The 21,800-nt window shown below is 72.6% G+C and carries 10 protein-coding genes; 7 read left to right on the plus strand and 3 right to left on the minus strand.

The window, feature by feature from the left end; genetic code table 11:
* Nucleotides 1–10: 10 nt before the first annotated feature.
* Nucleotides 11–5,821: a ThuA domain-containing protein gene (locus AB0H83_RS25890; protein ID WP_360098724.1), complete on the plus strand. Its 5,811-nt coding sequence runs from the start codon at nt 11–13 to the stop codon at nt 5,819–5,821.
* Nucleotides 5,822–6,044: 223 nt separating this feature from the next.
* On the opposite strand, the gene AB0H83_RS25895 is transcribed toward AB0H83_RS25890, so the two are convergent.
* Complete coding sequence (locus AB0H83_RS25895) at nt 6,045–7,274, minus strand: EamA family transporter (protein WP_360098726.1); 1,230 nt, start codon at nt 7,272–7,274, stop codon at nt 6,045–6,047.
* Between the two features lie 402 nt (nt 7,275–7,676).
* Between AB0H83_RS25895 and AB0H83_RS25900 the strand changes: the two genes are divergently transcribed.
* Genes AB0H83_RS25900 through AB0H83_RS25910 form a run of 3 tightly spaced genes read left to right on the plus strand, consistent with a single transcriptional unit; the run spans nt 7,677 to nt 9,788 of the window.
* Entirely contained in the window at nt 7,677–8,675 is a 999-nt protein-coding gene (locus AB0H83_RS25900) for a hypothetical protein (RefSeq protein ID WP_360098728.1), read from the plus strand.
* A 37-nt stretch (nt 8,676–8,712) separates the two neighbouring features.
* Nucleotides 8,713–9,300, plus strand: a complete 588-nt coding sequence (locus tag AB0H83_RS25905) for a winged helix-turn-helix domain-containing protein (RefSeq protein ID WP_360098730.1) — start codon at nt 8,713–8,715, stop codon at nt 9,298–9,300.
* Between the two features lie 32 nt (nt 9,301–9,332).
* Nucleotides 9,333–9,788 carry a hypothetical protein gene (locus tag AB0H83_RS25910; protein ID WP_360098732.1) on the plus strand — a complete coding sequence of 152 codons (456 nt, stop codon included), beginning with the start codon at nt 9,333–9,335 and terminating at the stop codon, nt 9,786–9,788.
* Between the two features lie 20 nt (nt 9,789–9,808).
* Here AB0H83_RS25910 and AB0H83_RS25915 read toward each other — a convergent pair whose 3' ends face one another.
* Nucleotides 9,809–11,482: an RICIN domain-containing protein gene (locus tag AB0H83_RS25915; RefSeq protein WP_360098734.1), complete on the minus strand. Its 1,674-nt coding sequence runs from the start codon at nt 11,480–11,482 to the stop codon at nt 9,809–9,811.
* Nucleotides 11,483–11,609: 127 nt separating this feature from the next.
* Between AB0H83_RS25915 and AB0H83_RS25920 the strand changes: the two genes are divergently transcribed.
* The gene (locus AB0H83_RS25920; protein ID WP_360098736.1) at nt 11,610–15,542 is read left to right on the plus strand and encodes a hypothetical protein; all 3,933 of its coding nucleotides are present in this window, start codon (nt 11,610–11,612) and stop codon (nt 15,540–15,542) included.
* Between the two features lie 56 nt (nt 15,543–15,598).
* Nucleotides 15,599–16,957 carry an MFS transporter gene (locus AB0H83_RS25925; protein ID WP_360098738.1) on the plus strand — a complete coding sequence of 453 codons (1,359 nt, stop codon included), beginning with the start codon at nt 15,599–15,601 and terminating at the stop codon, nt 16,955–16,957.
* Nucleotides 16,958–17,169: 212 nt separating this feature from the next.
* Here AB0H83_RS25925 and AB0H83_RS25930 read toward each other — a convergent pair whose 3' ends face one another.
* Entirely contained in the window at nt 17,170–18,966 is a 1,797-nt protein-coding gene (locus tag AB0H83_RS25930) for a sigma-70 family RNA polymerase sigma factor (protein WP_360098740.1), read from the minus strand.
* A gap of 201 nt (nt 18,967–19,167) precedes the next feature.
* On the opposite strand from AB0H83_RS25930, the gene AB0H83_RS25935 reads away from it, so the two are divergent.
* Nucleotides 19,168–21,771: a Tex family protein gene (locus AB0H83_RS25935; protein WP_360098742.1), complete on the plus strand. Its 2,604-nt coding sequence runs from the start codon at nt 19,168–19,170 to the stop codon at nt 21,769–21,771.
* The last annotated feature ends 29 nt before the right edge of the window (nt 21,772–21,800 follow it).

The raw sequence follows: 21,800 nt of genomic DNA on the forward strand, positions 1-21,800 counted from the left end.
AAGGAGCTCCGTGGTCACCACTCGCCGGCGCGCGTCCCGCGCGCTTCTCAGCCTCGCCGCGATATCCCTCACCGCGACCGCGGCGGTCACCATCCCCACCGCCGCCCAGGCCGCCCCGATCCAGAGTCCCGTCCAGACCCCCGCCGTCCCGCAGGCGCAGGCCGTCGAACCGTTCGACGTGCTGGTGTTCTCCAAGACCGCCGGGTTCCGGCACGACGCCATCCCCGCCGGCATCACCGCCATCCAGCAGCTCGGCGCCGCCAACGGCTTCACCGTCGACACGACCGAGGACGCGGCCGCGTTCACCGACGCCAACCTCGCCAGGTACGAGGTCGTCGTGTGGCTGTCCACCACCGGTGACGTGCTCGACGCCGGCCAGCAGGCCGCGTTCGAGCGGTACATCAAGGCCGGCGGCGGCTACGCCGGTGTGCACGCCGCGAGCGACACCGAGTACGACTGGCCGTGGTACGGCGAGCTCGTCGGCGCCTACTTCACCAGCCATCCGGCGCAGCAGCAGGCCACCATCAAGATCGAGGACCCCGCGCATCCGTCCACGAAGGACCTGCCGGACCGGTGGAGCCGGTTCGACGAGTGGTACAACTTCCGCGCCAACCCCCGCGCCAAGGTGCACGTCCTGGCCAGCCTGGACGAGACCAGCTACACGCCCGGGACCGGGGCGATGGGGGCGGACCACCCGTTCGCCTGGTGCCGCGACTACGACGGCGGGCGTTCCTGGTACACCGGAGCCGGCCACACGCAGGAGTCCTATTCGGACCCGCAGTTCCTGTCGCACCTGCTCGGCGGCATCGAGACGGCCGCCGGCGTGCTCAAGGCCGACTGCAGCGCCTCGCTGACCAGCGGCTTCGAGAAGACGACGCTGGACAGCAACACCAACAACCCGATGGAGCTCGCGGTCGCGCCCGACGGGCGGGTCTTCTACATCGAGCGCGACGGGCGGGTGCAGATCGTCAGGCCCGACACGCACACCACCGTCACCGCCGCGACCGTCCCGGTCTTCACCGGCAACGAGGACGGGCTGCTCGGCATCACGCTCGACCCGGGCTTCGCCCAGAACCACTGGGTGTACCTGTACTACGCGCCGAACGGCGGCGGGCCGCGCAACGTGCTGAGCCGGTTCACGGCCGTCGGTGACACGCTGGACCTCGGCAGCGAGAAGCAGCTGCTGCAGGTCGACACGCAGCGCAACACCTGCTGCCACGCCGGCGGCACGATGACGTTCGACAGCGCCGGCAACCTGTACCTCGCCACCGGCGACAACACCAACCCGTTCGAGTCCGACGGCTACGCGCCGCTCGACGAGCGGGCCGGCCGGCAGGACCACGACGCGCAGCGCAGCTCCGGCAACACCAACGACTTGCGCGGCAAGGTCATCCGGATCACGCCGCAGGCCGACGGCACGTACACGGTCCCGGCGGGCAACCTGTTCCCGGCCGGCACCGCGAAGACCCGCCCCGAGATCTACGCGATGGGCTTCCGCAACCCGTTCCGCATCGGCGTCGACCCGAAGACCGGCACGCTCTACGTCGGCGACTACGGCCCGGACGCCGCGCAGGCCAACGCCAACCGCGGCCCTGGCAACACCGTCGAGTGGAACATCGTCGGGCAGCCCGGCAACTACGGCTGGCCGTACTGCACCGGCGCGAACGTGCCGTACCGGGACTGGACCTTCCCGTCCGGCCCGGCCGGACCGGCGTTCGACTGCGCCGCGCCGGTCAACAACTCGCCCAACAACACCGGCCTGACGAACCTGCCGCCGGTGATCGCGGCCACCGTCGACTACGACTACGACGGCAACCCCCGCTTTCCCGAGATCGGTGGCGGCGGCGCGCCGATGGCCGGCCCCGTCTACCGGTACGACGCGGGCTCCACCTCGGAGATCAAGTGGCCGACGTACTACGACGGCAAGGCGATCTTCGGCGAGTGGAACCAGAACAAGCTCTACACGATGCAGGTCAGCGCCGATGGCAGGTCCCTTGTGGACATCAACCAGGCGCTCGCCGGCATGAGCACGATCCGCCCGATGGACATGGAGTTCGGCCCCGACGGCGCGCTCTACCTCATCGAGTGGGGCACCGGCTTCGGCGGCAACAACGACGACTCCGGCGTCTACCGCATCGGCTACATCGCCGGTGACCGGGCCCCGATCGCGCAGGCCGCGGCCGAGCCGACCAGCGGGACCGCGCCGCTGGCGGTGCACTTCTCCAGCGCCGGCTCGCGCGACCCGGACGGGCAGCAGATCACCTACGCCTGGTCGTTCGGCGACGGCGGCACGTCCACCGAGGCGAACCCGACCCACACGTACACCACCAACGGCAACTTCACCGCACAGCTGACCGTCACCGACTCCGAGGGGCGCAGCGCCACGGCGAACGTGCCCGTCACCGTCGGCAACACCGCCCCGGCGGTCACCATCACGCTGCCGCCGGACGGCGGCTTCTACGAGTGGGGCGACCAGGTCGCGTTCACCGTGACCGTGACCGACCCCGAGGACGGCGTCGTCGACTGCTCGAAGGTGCAGGTCCAGTACCTGCTGGGGCACGACGAGCACGCGCACCCGCTGAACCAGTACACCGGCTGCGGCGGCACCGTCCAGACGTCGCTGGCCAGCGGCCACGGCGCCGACGCCGACGTCTTCGCCGTCATCGAGGCGTCCTATGTGGACAAGGGTGGCGCCGGCGGGGCCGGCCCGCTGACCGGGCGGTCGCTGGTCCAGCTGCAGCCCAAGCGCAAGCAGGCCGAGTACTTCGCGGCCACCGGGCGGGTGCCGGGCTCCACCGCCGGCGGCGACCCGGGCGTGCGCACGGAGACCACCGGCGACTCGCAGGGCGGCTTCCAGAACATCGGCTTCGTCGAGGAGGGCGACTGGTTCTCCTTCGCGCCGGCCAACCTCACCGGCATCAGCCGGCTGCGCATCCGCGCCGCCAGCAACAACGCCAGCGGCGGCACGATCCAGATCCGCACCGGCGCCCTGGACGGGCCGGTCGTCGGATCCGTCGCGGTGCCCGGCACCGGCGGCTGGCAGTCCTATGTGGACCTGACGGTCGACGTCACGCCCAGCACCTCGTCCGGGCCGCTGTACTTCATCGCCACCGGATCCGGCGCCGGGTACAACGTCAACTGGGTCGACTTCATCGGCCGCGGCGTGACGGACAACGCGCCGCCCGTGGTCACCGCGGCAGCCACCCCGGCGACCGGGACGGCGCCGTTCACCGTGGCGTTCACCGGCTCGGCGACCGACGCCGAGGGCGACACCCCGCTCACCTACGCGTGGGACTTCGGCGACGGCGGCACGGCCACGACGGCCGACGCCGGCCACACCTACACCGCGCCGGGGACGTTCACCGCGACGCTGACCGTCACCGACGCCCGCGGCGCCAAGGGGTACAGCAGCGTCGTGGTGCGGGCCGAGACGCCCAACACGTCGTGCTTCGGCGCGCGCTCCGACGACTTCCCCGGGTCCGGTCTGGACCGGACGAAGTGGACGGTCGTGCGGGAGAACCAGACGTTCTCCGTCGCCGGCGGGTCGCTGATCCTGCCGACGGCCGCCGGTGACCTGTACGGCAGCCGCAACGACGCGACCAACCTGGTGCTGCAGCCGGCGCCGTCCGGTGCGTGGCAGGCGACCGCGAAGGTCACGCTGCCGGTCACGGCGAACTACCAGCAGGCGGGCATGATCGTCTACGGCGACGACGACAACTACGCCAAGGTCGACCTGCTCTACAACGGCTCGCGCCGGGTCGAGTTCATCCGGGAGACCGCCGGCACGCCACGCAACGAGAGCGCCGACGCGATCAATGCCCAGGCCGGTGACACGTACTACGTGCGGATCGCCTCCGACGGCACCAACCTGACCGCGTTCTACTCCGCGGACGGCACCACGTTCGTCCCGGTCGGACGCCCGGCGGCCCTCGCGGGCATCGCCAACCCGAAGGTCGGCCTGTTCGCGCTCAACGGCGGCACCACCGCGCCGGTGGTCAACGCGAGCTTCGACTACTTCCAGCTCGCCCCCGACGAGCCGCCCGCCGGGCTCTCCCCGGACGACGAGTTCACCGGGTCCACGCTGGACCACTGCCGGTGGAACGCGATCGTGCGGGAGGACACCACGAAGTACCGGGTCGCGAACGGCGCCCTGCAGCTCGACGTGCCCAACGGCGACATCTACGGCACCGGCAGCACCAACCCGGCCAACTTCATCCTGCAGAAGGCGCCCGCGGGTGACTTCACGATCGAGACGAAGGTCGACGGCTCGCTGTTCAACGAGCAGTACCAGCAGGGCGGCCTGATCGTGTACGGCGACGACGACAACTACGTCAAGCTCGACTTCGTCGCGGACAACCAGCCGGGCCAGCCGGTCACGCGGCGCATCGAGTTCCGCAGCGAGATCGGCGGGGCCGTGCAGAACCCGCAGCCCGGGGCGAACAACCTGACCGCCGCGGTCTGGCACCTGCGGCTGGCCAGGGCCGGCAACGTCTACACCGCCTCGTACTCGGCGGACGGCGTCACCTACACCCCGTTCGAGACGCTCACCAACGCGGCGGTGGCGACCGGGACCAAGGTGGGGCTGTACACCCTCGGCGCCGGGCAGACTGCGTCGAAGCCGGCGGCGTTCGACTACTTCCACCTCAGCACCGCCGCGGTGGACACGACCGCGCCGACGGTGACGTCCACCGTCTCCGCGGACGTCCCGCCGGCGGCCGGCTGGTACACCGGCCCGGTCACCGTGACCCTCGCGGCGACCGACAACGCGGGCGGCTCCGGCGTCGACAAGGTCGAGTACCAGCTCGACGCCGACAGCACCTGGACGGCGTACACGGCACCGGTCGCGGTCAGCGGGGACGGCACGCACACCGTCAGGTACCGCGCCTCGGACAAGGCGGGCAACGTCGCGGCTGTGCAGGCGGCGACCGTGAAGATCGACGCGACCGCGCCGGTCACCACGGCGGCGTTCGCACCGGCGAGCGACGCCGGCTGGCACAACGGCGCCACCCCGGTGACGCTCGCCGCCACCGACGCCGGCGCCGGCGTGACGAAGGTGGAGTGGTCGCTCGACGGCGGCCCGTGGACGCCGTACACGACGCCGGTCACCGTGACCGGCAACGGCCAGCACGAGTTGCTCTACCGGGCCACCGACGCGGCCGGCAACGCCGAGACGCTCAAGTCGGCGATCCTGAAGATCGACGGCACCGCGCCGACGGTCATCGTCGCCGGCCTCGCCGACGGCCAGCTCTACGGCGACAGCCAGGACGTCCGCGTCACCTGGCAGGCCGTCGACCCGGTCTCCGGCATCCGGTCGGTCACCGGTTCGCTGGACGGCGCCGCGTACCAGACCGGCACGCTGCAGGCCATGTACGAGCTCGACCTCGGCCTGCACGAGCTGGTCGTGGTCGGCACCGACAACGCCGGCAACGCCACCACCAGCACGGTCCGGTTCTTCGTGACCACGTCGTTCCGGGACATGCAGAACCTCCTCGACCGGTTCAAGGCCACGAGCCGGCTGACGAACAAGGCGTACACGCAGCTGTCCGACCAGCTCGCCAAGGCCCGCAAGGCGGAGGCGAGCGAGCTCGACACGAAGGCGCTGAAGGAGCTCGCGACCTTCCGCGGCCTGCTGACCGCCAAGCTCGTGCCCGAGGCGGAGGTCCGTGACACCCTCATCCGCGACGCGGACGCGATGACGGTGCGGCTCGGCGGTACCCCGCCGAACAACGCCGGTGTACAGGCCAACGCCGGCAAGTCGCTGAAGGGCACCGGCCGGCTCGGCGAGGACCCGGACCGGTTGAAGAAGAACGGCAAACTGTGAAGGTGCTCGTCGCGTTCCTGGCCTTCGCGATGCTGGGGCTCGCCCCCGGCGACCTCTCGCTCGAGGTCGCCGGGGACGGCGCTGAGGGGGTGACCGTCCGCGCGTTCGGCGCGGACGGCCGCCCCGCCGAGGGCGACCTCCGGCTGGTGCTGACCGCCACCGCGGCCGGCGGCCGGACGGTCGGCCCGGTGCAGCTCAACCCCGCGGCGGAGGGCCGCGGCTTCTACACCTCGGGCCCGGTCCTCGCGCCGGGCACGTGGACCGTCGTGGTCGCCGGCCCGGGTGCGGACCCGGTCAAGGCCACGTCGGTGGTGGAGGCCCGGCCGGCGCAGTCCCCGCCGCCGTCCGTGTCCAGGTCGGCGCCGCCGGCGCCGCCGCCGTCCTCCCACCTGTGGTGGTGGGGGCTCGCCGCGGCCGTCGCGGCGGGGGCGTTCGCGGTCACCGCCGTGGTGCGGCTGCGCCGCGCCCGCTGACCGTCGGTGGCGGCCGGCGGTGCGGTGCGGTCCCGCGCCGCCCGCCGGCTCTCCGTGGCGGTGAGCAGCACCACGGACAGCAGCAGCAGTCCGGCACCGGCCGCTGACCACCCGGTCAGCGGCTCGTGCAGGACCAGGACGCCGAGGGCGACCGCGGCGACCGGCTCGACCAGGGCCACGACCGCCGCGGTCGTGGCCCTGACCACGGTGAGGCCGGCGAAGAACAGCGCGTAGGCCAGGGCGGTCGGCACCGCGCCGAGGAACGCCAGCAGGCCGATCGTCTCGCCGGCGTCACCGCGGATGGGCAGCAGCCCTTCGGCCAGGGCGAGCGGCAGCAGGGCCACGGAGCCGACCGCGAAGCCGCCGAGCGCCGAGTCGTACGGGTCGTCCTTCGAGGCCCGGTTGAGCAGCGTGACGGCGGCGTACCCGGCGGCGGACACGAGCGCCACCGCGAGTCCCTGGATCGGGCTGCGCCCACCGCCGGCCGCACCCGTCAGCAACACCAGCCCGGCCAGCGACACCGCCATGATCGCGGCGCCGGCGCGGCCGAGCCGCTCGCCGAGGAAGACCCGCGCGCCGAGGGCGACCAGCACCGGCCCGGATCCGAGGACGACGACCGTGGCGACGGCGACGCCGGCGAGGTCGATCGCCACGTAGTACGTGGTCTGGTAGAGCGCCATGCCCAGCCCGTTGAGGACGAGCCGGGCCCTGCCGCGCGGCGCGCCACCGTCCCGCCTGCCGCGCGGCGCGCCACCGTCCCGCCTGCCGCGCGGCGCGCCGCTGTCCCGCCTGCCGAACGGCCGCAGGGCCACGAGCAGCAGCAGGCCGCCGAGGTACCGCCAGAACGTGACCGCGATCGGGCCCAGCCCGCTGTGGTCGTACAGGACGGCCGCGACGAACCCTCCGACCCCCCACGCAACGGCCGCGAACGCGATGAAGCACAACCCTCGTCCAACGGACAGGGTGACATTATGTCCCATTTGTACTTGACTCCCGAATTGTCGTGAGAATTGGCACCTTCACGAAATGCGGGCAGCCGTCATCACCCCGGGACCTTCACCGGGGAAACGTTTCCTTCGCCTGCCCGCTAGCGGATGGGCGGCGAAAGCACGACACGCAAGCACATGGTGCGCACGGTAGCGATCCCCCGGCAGCGGGACACCTGAATTACCGTTCACGGTCACGTTCTGGTGACAAGTAACGGACAACGTCGTGATGATCATCACCGTTTAGACTCGGCTCACCCCTGCTGACCGGCCATTTTCAGCGTGACCGCGACAATCCGTGGCCGGCATTTCGTCGGATTGTCACACTTCAATGGGTCGCTCGACCCAGGTCATGACCATTACGCTGTAGCGACACGCACAGCCGGAGGTCGCGCCGTGGCTCTTTCCGCACCCGCCACGCTCGGGTCATCCTCGGAAACCGGTCTGCCCTGGACCCTCGACGGCGGCCGGGGCATCCTCGGCCTCGACCCCGTCACCGGCGCCTTCGTGCTGTGGGCCGCGTTGATGGGCGTCATCGTGCTGTTCATCATCTTCGCCGCCGTCCTGTCCCGCTGGAGCCTGCACCGCATCGACCGGGCTGAGCACCGCGCCGAGGTCGCCAAGGCCGACGCCAGCCTCAGCCCCGCCGAGCGGGCCCGCCTGCGCGTCGAGGCCGGCGAGCTGATCCGCCAGGCCGCCGCGACCGCCGCCGCCGCCAAGCGCGCCCAGCTCGACGTCGTCGAGGCCCAGGCCCGCGCCCTCGCCGCACAGCAGGCCCGCGAGGTCGCCTGGAGCATGTTCGACGTCGCGCAGAAGGCCTACGAGGAGGCCCTGCGCGCCGCCTCCGCCGCCGACCCGGACGCCCCGACCGACGCGGAGGAAGAGGACAAGCGCGAGATCTCCCGGGCCGCCCTGGCCGCCTTCAAGCGCGGCGACATCACCGTCGACGCCCTCGAGTCGGTCTTCCGCGGCGCCTCCGGCTGGGACCCGCTGCACGAGCTGCAGGCCCGCGAGATCGAGCTGCGCCGCTCCGCCGAGAGCCGGGCCCGCCGCCTGTATGACGCCGCCGCCGCGGCCGAGCGCGCCGCCGTCAATGCCGCCGACGTGGCGGTCGTCGCCGCCCACGCCCTGGCTCATGAGGCCGAGGAGGTCGCCTCGGAGGCCGCCGAGGTGCGCGACACCCTCGACGCGGCCCGCCAGTCGGCGATCGTCGCCTCCACGATCACCCGCAAGAAGCGCCGCGTGCCGCAGCAGCGCACGAAGAACACCCGCGCCGCCGAGGCCCGCCCCACCCCGGACCTCACGGTCACCGTCCCCTCGGACCCGGACCGCACCCAGGACCTCCGCGGCGCCCTCGACGCGATGCCCGCCACGCCGCTGGCCGAAGCCGCCTGACCCAACGCTCCCCTTAAACGGGAGATATATTGCGTTTATGCGTAGTAAGGCGCCTGACCTGCTGCCGCTGTTCCGTTCGCAGCACCAGGCCGAGCTGCTGACCTGGCTCTACCTCCACCCGACGGCCGAATATCCGATGACCGAACTCGCCACCAGGTTCGGGGTGCCGCTGTCCACCACGCAGCGGGAGGTGCAGCGCCTCGTCGACGCCGGACTGCTGCGCGACCGGTCGATCGGCCGCTCCCGCATGCTCAGGGCCGCCACCGACCACCCTGCCGCAGAGGCCCTGACCCGCCTGCTGACCATCTCCTTCGGTCCCCCGGCGATCGTCGGACGGACGTTCCAGGGCCTCGCCGGTGTCGACAGCGTCCATATCTACGGCTCGTGGGCGGCCCGGTATCTCGGCCACCCCGGCCCGCCGCCCAACGACGTCGACGTGCTGGTCATCGGTTCACCGGCCCGCGCCGACGTGTACGCCGCGGCCGACGTGGCACAGGACACACTCGGCCTCCCGGTCAACCCGACGGTGCGCTCCCGTGCTCAGTGGCAGGATGCCTCCGACGCACTGGTCCAGCAGATCCAGGCATCACCGATCGTCACCGTCATCCCATCCCCCGCCGAATAGCCCGCGGCGCAACCGGACCGAGGAGTCCCGCCATGACCAGGTGGCTGAAGGGCGCAGCAGTCATCGAGAAGCTTGTGCACGCCAACGATTTGCAGAAGGTGCAGGGCGCGGAGGCCAATGGCGAGCCGCTCCTGCTGAAGGCCCGCCGGTCGCTCGCGTCGGCGCACGCGCTGAGCCACGACGACCCGGACAGCAGCTTCACGCTGGCATACGACGCGGCTCGTTTTGCGTGCACCGCGCTCCTCGCTCAGCAGGGTCTGCGTCCGACGAGCCAGGGCGGCCATTACGCCGTCGAGCAGGCCGTGCGGGCACAGTTCGGCGACGGGTTCCGCTCGTTCGGAGCGCTCGGCAGACGGCGCAACGAACTCGAATATCCGTCGGGCGCCGGGGTTGAGACGGGGGCGGATGAGCTGGCGGACGCTCATCGCGACGCCGGACGGATCGTTGTGGCAGCCGGGCAGCTGCTGCCGGGGCTGAGCTTCTTCTGACCGGCGGTGACAGGGTGGCGTCAGTACGCCTGGATGGTCCACCGCTGGTTCGGGGCTCCGGTGCAGTCCCAGATGATGATGGGGGTGCCGGCGCCGGTGCCGCCGTTCTGGGCGTCGAGGCAGCGCCTGGAGTTGACGTTCTGCAGGGTGCCGTCGGCGCGGACGGTCCATCGCTGGGCGGAGGTGCCGTTGCAGGTGAAGAGGCGCACCGGGGTCTGGTTGGCGGTGCCGGCGTTCAGGACGTCGAGGCAGCCGCCATCGGCGCGGACGGTGCCGTCGGAGTGGAAGGTCCAGCGCTGGTTGGTGCGGCCCGAGCCGCGGGGGTCGCAGTTGTCGATGACGGCGCGGTTGCCCTCGCCGGCGCGGTACTCCAGGCACTTGGCCGAGCCGACGCCGCGCAGCTGGCCGCTGATCACCGGAGGTGGCGGGGGCGAGGACGTGGCGGACTTCGACGGCGAGGCGCTCGGCGGCGGGGCGGCCGGGGCCGAGGACCGCGACCGGCTCGGTGACGCGCTCGCCGCGGAGGCGCCGCCGGACGGCGACGGCGAGCTGGCGTCCTTGGTCAGCTCAGGCAGGCCACCCACGCCGGGGAACTGCTGGGGGCTGGCGTTCGCCGACACCGGGGCCGGCGGGTCGCCGGTGCTGCGCACCAGCTGCAGGACCACGGCCGCGGTGACCAGGAGGATCAGGACGGCCACGGCGACCGCGCCGACCGGGTACCGGCGCCACGCGGCGACCCGGCGCCGGGAGCCGCGGTAGTCGGGGCCGTCCTCATCGACGGGGTCGTCGGTGACGATGGCGATGGCCGGTGGCACGTAGTCGGCGACGGTCGGCGAGTCGTCGGCGGTCACCACGACCGGCGCCACCCCGACCGGCTGCGGATCCGGCGCGGCGACCGGCTCGCCGTCGCCGGCGGTAGCGGAAGCACCCGCGACCACGGAAGCACCCGCGGCGACCGGCGCACCCGCGACGACCGGAGCGGTGACGGCCACTGGAGTGTCCGCGACCACGGGAGCGACCACGGGAGCGACCACGGGAGCGACCACGGGAGCGGCCGCGACGGCCGGGGCGGCGGGGACGGGGTCGGCGGCGACAGCGGCGGCGGTGAACTCGGCCGGATCCATCAGGGCGGGCGCCTCGGCGGACGGCTTGCCCAGTGCGACCGGTTCCGCGGCGGGGCGGGCGGCGAGCGGCTCGGCCGTGCTCGCCCTGATCTCGCCGGCGAGCGTGCCGACCGTGGCAGGGTCGTCCATGCCGTCCATGCCGTCCATGCCGTCCATGCCGTCCATGCCGTCCATGCCGTCCATGCCGTCCATGCCGTCGGCGTCAGCCACGACAACGCCGCCCGGCACGCCGCCCGACCCACCGCCGGATACATCGGCGGCAACGGCCTCCTCGGCGGCCGGGGCGTCATCGTCGTCGGCGAAGCCGGCGAAGAAGTCCGGTTCGTCGTCGGTGACGGGAACGACCGGGATCGAGGCGGTCGCGACCGCGGTGGGGCCGCCACGGCGTTGGCGGGGGATCGCGGCACCCGCCGGGAACGTCGGCTTCGCCGGGTTGAACGGCTGAGGCAGGAGGGGGACCTTCGCGGTCGCGGAGGCCGTCGGCGGGACGCGATGCCGAGCCGACCGGTCCGCACGCCGCGGCGTTTCGCCCGGCTGCTCCTGCTCGTTGCCGTCTTCAGCGACGGACATACCCGACGTGCTCCTTCCAACAGCCATCTTGCCCGCTGCACCGTAGCTCGCGGATGCAAGAACGCGCGACCGGCCGTTCGGCCCCAACAGGAGCGGTCCGTTGCCATCGGCCGGTAAGTTCTCCCGCATGGCTCCTGACGGCTGGGAAACGTTCGCGGCACAGCACACGGTGTGGGGCCGGGTGACCGACGGTGCGGCACATCGCGACCGCGCGGTGACGCTCGTGCGCCAGCTCGCCGAGGCCCGGGCGAGAGCGGCGGCCACACTCGCCGCCGAGCCGGCCGACCCGTGGCAGGACGCGGACTTCGCGCGGCGGATGTCGGCGCAGGTGGCGAGCCTGATCGGGTTCCTGCCGGACGACGTGCGGTTCAGCGGGGCCGAGGCGGCGCTGCTGGTGACGGCGCCGTTCCTGCACGACGCGCTGTGGGCGGGCATCGCCGCGGCCGAGCGCGGGGTGCAGCCGGGTGACCTCGAGCCGTCGCAGGACGCCTCCAGCGACCGGGCCGCGTTCGAGCGGTTCGCCCAGACGTACGCCCAGCCGCACCGCCGCGCGCTCGCCGCGATCCGGGCAGGCCGCCGGGAGGCCGCCGCGGAGCTGGGCTGGTGGCTGCTGCACCGGTGGATCGGCCGGCGGCCGGCGGCGTACCAGCCCTCGACGATCGAGGCGCTGATCCGCGGGCCGGAGGGGCAGACGCAGGACCTGAGGACCGCCCTGGACGACGAGCCGCAGAAGCGCCTGGCCGAGCTGCTGCGGGCGATCCGCGCCGACCCCGCGTTCCTCAACCGGCACGACCGGCCGGAGTCGCTGGTGTCGCAGGACCGGCACGGCACGCGGGAGCGGCTGGTCGCGTTCCTGCTGACGATCGCCCGCTGGCTGGCGGTCGAGGCGACGGTGCTGCCGGAGGTCATCGGCGAGCACCTCGGCATCGGCGACCCGGTCACGCCCCGTCAGGTCATCGACACGGTGCACGCGGCCCGCTGGGACCTGCGCGGCGCCACGCTCGTGCTCAACGCCGACTGCGCGCATCCTTCGATCGAGGTGGCGCTGCGCGTCCACATCGAGACGCTGAACCAGCTGCTCGCCGAGGCGCAGCGGGCGGCCGCCCGGGACGACTCCCTCGTCGCGCTGCGCCACCTGCCGAACCGTGCGGCCACCGACGAGGTGCGCCCGGCGGTCGTCGACGGCGTCCCGGCGTACCAGTCGGCGGGGGTGCGGTTCCGGCTGGCCGAGGACCGGGTGCGCGAGCTGCTGATGGGTGAGCAGCTGTACGGCGATCCGGCCCTCGCGATCCGCGAGCTGTACCAGAACGCCCTGGACGCGTGCCGCTACCGCGAGGCGCGCACGGAGTACCTGACCCGGACCACCGGCGAGACGCTGCAGTGGGACGGCCGGATCCGCTTCGTGCAAGGGGTCGACGAGTCGGGCCGGCCGTACCTGGACTGCGTGGACAACGGCATCGGCATGGGTGTGCGGGAGCTGAGCGAGGTGTTCTCGCAGGCCGGGGTGCGCCTCGCCGACCTGCCGGAGTTCCTGGAGGAGCAGGCGGAGTGGGCCCGGCTCGACCCGCCGGTGCAGCTGTTCCCCAACAGCCGGTTCGGCATCGGCGTGCTGAGCTACTTCATGCTCGCCGACGAGCTGACGGTCGAGACGTGCCGGATGGGCCGCGACGGGCAGGCGGGTGAGCGGCTGCGGGTGTCGATCGCGGGGCCGGGCAGCCTGTTCCGCATCCAGGACCTGGGGCCGGGCACCGAGTCGGGCACGACGGTGCGGCTGCACCTGCGCGACGGCGTGACCGTCGCGTCGGTCGAGGAGCTGCGCAAGCTGCTGTGGGTGGCCGAGTTCAGCACCGACGCGACCGACGGCGTGGAGACCCAGCAGTGGGCACCCGGGCAGTTGTCGGATGCGGCAACGGCGGTGGACGACGACGAGGACGAGGACGAAGAGGGCGTCGGCGCCGGGGTGGTCGCGGCCGAGGGGTCGCGGGTGTGGTGGTGCAAGGGCACCGGCGCGCTGCTCGCCGACGGGCTCTACGCCGGCAAGGAGATCTTCGGCGCGGTGGTCAACCTCAACCGGGACCTCGCGCCGCGGCTGTCGGTCGACCGGACGAAGATCCTCGCGTACCGGGAGGACGACGTCGACCGGCTGCTGTGGGAGGCGGTGCCCGCACTCACCGCACCCAGCACCACGCTGCTCGGCTACGAGTGGCTGTGCCGCCTGGCGCCGATCCGGCCGCTGGTCGCGGACCTCATCTTCGAGCAGGCGATCGAGCGCGGCCACGGCAAGTGGGACATGGACGGCGAGACTGTCGACGCGGCGGTCACCGGCTGCTTCGTGGCCAACGACGGGCCGGTCGGCGGGCCGGACGAGCTGGTCGAGTGGCGGCTGACCGCCCTGGCCGCCGGCGGGCGCTACCGCAAGGTACTCAAGCCGGGCGCGGACTGGAAGCGGGCGCTGCGGTCCCGGCCGTCGGACGCGCTGCTGCTCAGCGTGGACGTCGACGGCACCGGCCCGTGGCTGGACCCGGTCGACATCGTGCCGCTGGTGCACCTGGTGCGCGCCGCGCGCAAGACCGGCCGGAGCGCGCCGGAGGTCGCGGCCCGCCTCGACCAGCTCGGCTACGAGCCGTCGGTGGGCGCCGCGCAGGTCGGCGTCGACCCCGACGACCTGGTGTTCACCAGCCGCGACGTGGACGGCACCCGGCCGTGGATGCACCCGGATCAGCCGGTGCACCTCGTACACCTGCTGCGGGCGGCACACAAGACGGGCCGGCCGATCCAGGAGATCGTCGCCCGGCTGCGGCAGCTGGGCTTCGACGTGGACGTCGACGTGGACATGCTGCCGATCGAGCAGTTCGGGCCGAAAGATTTGACGATCGCCAGCCGGGACCTCGACGGGTCGCACCCGTGGCTGGACCCGCGGGAGCCGGTGACGCGGCTGCATGTGCTGCGCGCCGCGCACAAGGTGGACCTGCCGGCCGACGAGACCGCGGCGCGGCTGGCGCTGCTGGGGTACCCGCTCGAGCACGGCTGGGAGGCGCTGACCGTCGAGTCCGACGACCTGGTCCTGATCTCCCGGGACCTGGACAGCACGTCGCCGTGGCTGGACCTGCTGGAGGAGGTGGCGCCGGTGCACGTGCTGCGCGCCGCGGAGCGGACCGGCCGGCCGGTGGCGGAGGTGGCGGCGCGGCTGCGCAGCTTCGGCTTCACGCTGGGCGGCAACCTGGACGCGCTGGAGGTGGTGAAGCTGGAGCCGGAGGATCTGCAGCTGGCCAGCCGGGACCTGGACAGCTCGCAGCCGTGGCTGGACTCGTCGCGGCCGGTGCCGCTGATCCACCTGCTGCGGGCGGCGGAGGCGACCGGGCGCGAGGTCGGTGACGTGGCGGCGCGGCTCGCGGCGTGCGGGTACCGGGTCGACGTCGACCCCGAGGCGATCCTGATCGACCACCTGGAGCCCGACGACCTGACCATCACCAGCGAGGACCTCGACGGCTCCGACCCGTGGCTGGACCCGATGAAGCCGGTGCCGACGATCCGCATCCTGCGGGCGGCGCAGCGGACCCGGCGCAGCGTGCACGACATCGCGGCCCGGCTGACGTTCCTCGGCTACGCGGTGAGCCTGCACAGCGGCCCGTCGCTGGACCAGGTGGAGCCCGACGATCTGCTGATCACCAGCCGGGACCTGGACGGGTCGCAGCCCTGGCTGGACCTGGACGAGCAGGTGCCGCTGCCGCACCTGTTGCAGGCGGCGCGGCGGGTACGGCGGCCGGTGCACGAGATCGCCGCGCGGCTGGAGACGCTGGGGTACAACGTCGACGTCGATCTCAGCAGCATCCAGGTCGACTCGGTGAAGCCCAACGACCTGCTGCTGGCCAGCACGGACCTGGACGGCTCCCGGCCGTGGCTGGACGCGGGCCAGCCGGTGCCGCTCAACCACCTCCTCGCCGCGGCGCAGAAGATCCGCAAGCCGATCGAGGAGGTGTCGAGCCGGCTGCGGGCGCTGGGCTACTCGGTGCCGGACGTCGACACCCGCCTGCCCCGGCTGCGCCCCGGCGGCGTGTAGGCGCGGTTCCGGGACGGCCTTGGAGGATGCCCAGCACATAGGTGAGAATCAATTCGATGTCTCCCTATGGACCGGTCATCCGCCACCCGGTGTTCAACCGGGTCCTGCCGGGGCTGGTGCTGTCGGCGCTGGGCGACGGGATGAGCTCGGTCGCCGTCGGGTGGCTGGCACTGCAGCTGGCGCCGCCGGGCGCGCGCGGGCTGTGGGTCGGGCTGGCCATCGCCGCGTACGCGCTGCCCGGCGCCGTCGGCGCGATCGCGTTCGGGCGGCTGCTGCGCAACCACGGCGCGGCGCAGCTCGTCGCGTGGGACGGCGCCCTTCGGGCGGTGTTCCTGGGCGCGATCGCGCTGCTGGCGTCCTGCGGCGGCCTGTCGATCGTGCGGTACGTGCTGCTGCTCGCCCTGTCCGCGCTGCTGTCGGCGTGGGGGTCGGCCGGCCGGTACACCGTCATCGCCCAGGTCCTGCCCGCGCCGCTGCACCTGCCGGCGAACGCGCTGCTCACGGTCATCACCGAGGCCTCGACGGTGGCCGGGCCGGCAATCGCGGGCCTGCTGATCGCGGTCCTCGGCGCGCCGGCGGCCCTGGCCGTCGACGCCGCCACGTTCGCCGTGCTCGCCGTATCGTTTCTGCAGATCAAGGCCGAGACGCCGACCACCGCGCCGGCCGACGAGCGCAGCGAGGGCCTCGCGGCGATCCGCCACGATCCGCGCCTGCGCGGGCCGATGGTGCTGACCTTCTGGTTCTTCCTGCTGTTCGGCCCGCTGCCGGTGGCGATGCCGCTGTTCGTGTCGTCCGTGAACGAGATCGGGCTGGTGTACACGGCGTTCGGGGCCGGCGCGGTCGTCGGCGCGATCGTCACCGGCCATCTGCGCCGGCTGCCGCTGTGGCCGACCATGATGGGCGTGGTGATCGGCTTCGGCCTGCTGGTCATGCCGCTCGGGCTGCCACTGCCGCTGTGGGCGCACTTGGTCACCCTCGTGCTGGCCGGGCTCGCGTGGGCCCCGTACCCGACGACCAGCATGGCGCTGTTCCAGCGCACGGTGCCGGCCGGGCGGCTGCCGCCGGTGCTCGCCGCCCGCGGGGCCGTGCTGGTCGTGGCCACGCCGCTGGGCACGCTGCTGGGCGCGCCACTGGTGCAGGCCGTCGGGGCGGCGGCCACGTTCGTCGTCTGCGGCGCGGCGACCACGGCGGTCGGGCTGCTCGCCCTCGCCGCGCAGGTGCGCCGCCGCAGCCGGCCGTTACGCCACGTCGTCGAGCACGTTGCGGTAGGAGCACAGCCGGCGGGTGTACTCCCGCAGCACGTCGATCGCCTCGTCGAGATCACTGGTCAGCACGTCGGGCAGGTCGACCAGCAGGCGCCGGCCGTCGACGGTGCCGTAGCCGCTGACCTCGAACGCGCCCTCCCGCACCCATAGGTCGACACCCAGGTCGACGGTGGTCCTGTCGTAGCGCAGCACCACCCCGACGAGCGCGAACGGCGCCTCGCCCGGCCCGATCCGGCCGATCAGCTCCCAGTGGATGGGGCCGTGCGTGGCGGCCACCTGCTGGCCGTACCGCTGGAAATCCTCACAGGCGTCGTTGAGCGCACCGAGCAGTGTGGCGGCGCCACCCGACCTCGCATCCATGATCATCCTCCTGCTGCGCGATAGGCGGCACCGACCCCGGTCGGAGTGGTGCCGTTGCTGTAGAGGCCGGTGTCGCCCGCCTTGGAGCTGTACAGGATGAACCACGCGTACCGCTCCACAAAGGACAGACCCTCGAGCATCACCGTCGAGCTCTTCACGAAGCTGACCTGCTGGTCCACGCTCGGATAGACAGTGCCGTTGTCAAACCGCATCAATGCGTACTCGGTCAGCCAGATGGGCAGCTTGTACCGGTTGTACACGTTCTGCAGGTAGCGCTTGAGCTGGTTGGGCGCGTCGGGGCCGAAGTCGCCGCCGTACCAGTGCAGCGCGATGAAGTCGACCCGGTAGCCGCGCGACTTCGCCCCGCTCATGAACCGGTCGAGCCAGCCGCCGGGGGTGTCGCCGCCGTACGCGACCGACGGGCTGCCCAGGCGCAGGCCGGACGCCTGCAGCTTCGGCCAAAGGTCGAGGACCTGCTCCGGGCTCATGTTCGACTGTTCCTTGAGGTCCGGCTCGTTGAACCCGAGCAGCACCTTGCCGTTGGCCTTGGCCTTGGCCACGTCGGCGTCGACGTTCGCGGTGCCCCACACCATCGGCACGAACTCGACCCCGCTGGTCGCGCCGAAGCTCGGGCTCGGCGACCAGTTGTAGTACCAGCCGGCCTTCATGTCCTTGACGGCCGCCTGGTTGAAGTTCACCTTGCCGTTGGTGCTGACCCCCTTCTTCGGGCTTTTCACCGCCGCGGGCAGCGCCGCGGGCGCGCTGGTGGTCCTGCTCGGTGCCGCGCTGGACGGCGGTGCACTGCTGCTGGGTGCGCCACTGAGGCTGGGCTGCGCGGCTGGCTGGGTGGTCGGCTGCGCCTGCACCACCGGCTGCTGCTCGCCCTGCGCGGTCACGTACACGGCGCCGGCCGCCCCGGCGATCGCTACGGTCGCGGCGACCCCCGCCAGGGCCGGCTTGGACGCCGCGAACCATCCGGCGATGAGCGCCTTCAGCCCTCCGCCGCCACCCGCGGTCAGCGCCCCCGTCTTCACGGCCGCGGCGCTGAACACGAACGGCACCGGTACCAGCGAGATCCCGGCAAGCAGCCGCTCCGCGGCGACCAGGTCCATCCAGGCCCGGTCGCAGCGCTGGCACTCCCGGGTGTGCCGGGCCAGCCGCTTGCGCCACAGAGCGCTCGGACGGCCGTCCCAGCTGGTGACGATGGCCTGCAGTTCGGGGCAGCGGGGGCGCGCGGCCAGCGCCCGCACCACCGCGCGGGCCGCGTCGAGCTGCGCCTTCATCCGCTGGATCCGCACCGCCGCGTGCTGCTTGGTGATGCGCAGCGCGTCGACGACCTCATCGCGCTCCAGCTGGCCGGCGGCCTCCAGCCACCACAGCGACAGCAGCTCCCGGTCGTCGTGGTCGAGCCACCGGGTCGCCTCGGCGACCTCCTGCCGCTGCCCGGACAGGCGCAGCCGGGTGATCGCGAGGTCGGCGAAGTCGGCGCCCGGGTCTGCGGTGTCGGTCGGGTCGGCCCAGTCGCCGACCAACGGTGCCTGGGTCTGCCGGCGGTGCCGGTCCCTGACCTGGTGCATCGCGATGGCGACGGCCCATGACCGGAAGCTGTCGGCCTCGCGCAGTCGCGGCAGGCCGTCGACGATGCGCAGCATGGTCTCCTGCACCACGTCGTCGACGTCGGCGTGCCCCTGCAGCGCCCGCCCGACGATGTTGTAGATCAGCGGCAGGTACTCGGCGACCAGCGCGTCGAGCGCCCTCTGATCCCCGTCCCGCGCCGCGATCACCGTCGCCGTGCCCATCCGCATCCTCCTGTCGAACTATTCAGGAGACGGAGGGCAGCGAGGTCAATAACGCTTTCCTCGCAGGTTTTTCCAGGTCACGTTGGGCTCATGGTCAAACTACGCTCGGTCCCCGCGCCCCGGTGACTTTTCTCCGCCGCTTCGGACTGGGCCTCGCGTGCCTTCGCGGTGGGCGTGGGGTGTGGGGCAGAATGCAGGATCGTGACGACCTCCATTCAGCAGCGGATCGCCGAGGAGCTCGGCGTCAGGGAGCGGCAGGTGACCGCGGCGGTCGAGCTGCTCGACGGCGGCGCGACCGTGCCCTTCATCGCCCGGTACCGCAAAGAAGCGACCGAGATGCTCGACGACACCCAGCTGCGCACCCTGGAGGAGCGCCTGCGGTACCTGCGGGAGATGGAGGAGCGCCGGACCGCGATCATCGAGTCGATCCGCACCCAGGGCAAGCTCGACGACGCCCTCCTGGCGCAGATCATGGCCGCCGACTCCAAGGCCCGGCTCGAAGACATCTACCTGCCGTACAAGCCGAAGCGCCGCACCAAGGCGATGATCGCCCGCGAGGCCGGCCTGGAGCCGCTCGCCGACGGGCTGCTCGCCGACCCGGCGGTCGAGCCGCTGTCCGCCGCCGCGGTGTTCGTCGACGCGGCGAAGGGCGTCAACGACGCCGCCGCGGCCCTCGACGGGGCGCGGGCGATCCTGGTCGAGCGCTTCTCCGAGGACGCCGACCTCATCGGTGAGCTGCGCGAGAGGATGTGGGCGCAGGGTCGGCTGGTGTCGAGGATGCGCGACGGCAAGGAGTCCGACGGGGCGAAGTTCTCCGACTACTTCGACTTCAGCGAGCCCTTCACCAAGCTGCCCTCCCACCGGATCCTCGCCATGTTCCGCGGCGAGAAGGAGGAGATGCTGGACCTGGTGCTGGAGCCCACCCAGGATCCCGACGCGCCGTCGCTGTACGAGCCGACGATCGCCGCCAAGTTCGGCATCCGCGACGAGGGCCGGCCCGCCGACAAGTGGCTCAACGACACCGTCCGGTGGGCGTGGCGCACCCGCATCCTCGTGCACCTCGGCATCGACCTGCGGATGCGGCTGTGGCAGGCGGCCGAGGAGGAGGCGGTGCGGGTCTTCGCCGCCAACCTGCGCGACCTGCTGCTGGCCGCCCCGGCCGGCACCCGCGCCACGATGGGGCTCGACCCGGGCTTCCGCACCGGCGTGAAGGTCGCCGTCGTCGACGCCACCGGCAAGGTCGTCGACACGCACACGATCTACCCGCACGTGCCGCAGAACAAGTGGAACGAGTCCATCGCGATCCTCGCCGCCCTGTGCCAGAAGCACGACGTCGAGCTCATCTCGATCGGCAACGGCACCGCCTCGCGCGAGACCGACAAGCTCGCGGCCGACCTGATCAAGCACTACCCGCAGCTCAACGTCACCAAGGTGATGGTCTCCGAGGCGGGCGCGTCGGTGTACTCGGCCTCCGCGTTCGCCGCCCAGGAACTGCCCGGCATGGACGTGTCGCTGCGCGGCGCCGTCTCCATCGCCCGGCGCCTGCAGGACCCCCTCGCCGAGCTGGTGAAGATCGACCCGAAGTCCATCGGCGTCGGGCAGTACCAGCACGACCTGTCCGAGTCGAAGCTGTCCCGCTCGCTGGACGCGGTGGTCGAGGACTGCGTCAACGGCGTCGGCGTCGACGTCAACACCGCGTCGGCGCCGCTGCTGACCCGCGTGTCGGGCATCGGTGGCAGCCTCGCCGAGGCGATCGTCGCGCACCGCGACGCGCACGGCCCGTTCCGGTCGCGCAAGGCCCTCAAGGACGTGGCCCGCCTCGGCCCGAAGGCGTTCGAGCAGTGCGCCGGCTTCCTGCGCATCCGCGACGGCGACGACCCGCTGGACACGTCCAGCGTGCACCCCGAGGCGTACCCGGTGGTCCGGCGCATCCTCTCGGCGACCGGCACCGACGTGAAGTCGCTGATCGGCAACGGCACCGCCCTGGCGAAGCTGAAGCCGGCCGACTTCGTGGACGACACCTTCGGCCTTCCCACGGTGACCGACATCCTGAAGGAGCTCGAGAAGCCGGGCCGCGACCCGCGACCCGCCTTCAAGACCGCCACCTTCGCCGACGGCATCGAGAAGATCTCCGACCTCGCCCCCGGCATGCTCCTGGAGGGCGTGGTCACCAACGTGGCCGCCTTCGGCGCGTTCGTCGACGTCGGCGTGCACCAGGACGGCCTGGTGCACGTGTCGGCGCTGTCCTACACCTTCGTGAAGGACCCCCGCGAGGTGGTCAAGCCGGGCGACATCGTGCGGGTCAAGGTCCTCGACGTCGACATCCCGCGCAAGCGGATCTCGCTGACGCTGCGGCTGGACGACGAGGCCCAGCTGTCGGGCGCTCCTGCGGGCTCAGGCGCCGGCTCGGGCTCGGGCGGTGGGGCGCGTGGTGCTGGTGGCGGTGGCGGCCGGGGGCCGGGCGGGCGCGGCGGCCAGGGCGGCGGGCACGGCGGTGGGCCGCGCAGTGGCTCGGGTGGCGGTGGGCCGCGCAGTGGCTCGGGTGGCGGTGGGCCGCGCAGTGGCTCGGCCGGCGCGGGTGGCGGCGGGCCGCGCAGCGGCTCGGGCGGCTCGGACGGCGCTGGTGGCGGCGGTCAGCGTGGCGGCCAGGGCGGCGGTCAGGGCGGCGGTCAGGGCGGCCGCGGCGGTGACTCGCGCGGCGGCGGCCGCCAGCGCGACAGCGGCGGCCTGCAGAACAGCGCCCTCGCCGACGCGCTCCGCCGGGCTGGTCTGGACAAGGGCCTCGACGGGCTCAACAAAAAGTAAGGGACGAGAACATCCTCGACACGAACGCT

This window comes from Dactylosporangium sp. NPDC050688, assembly GCF_040654515.1.
Lineage (GTDB): Bacteria > Actinomycetota > Actinomycetes > Mycobacteriales > Micromonosporaceae > Dactylosporangium.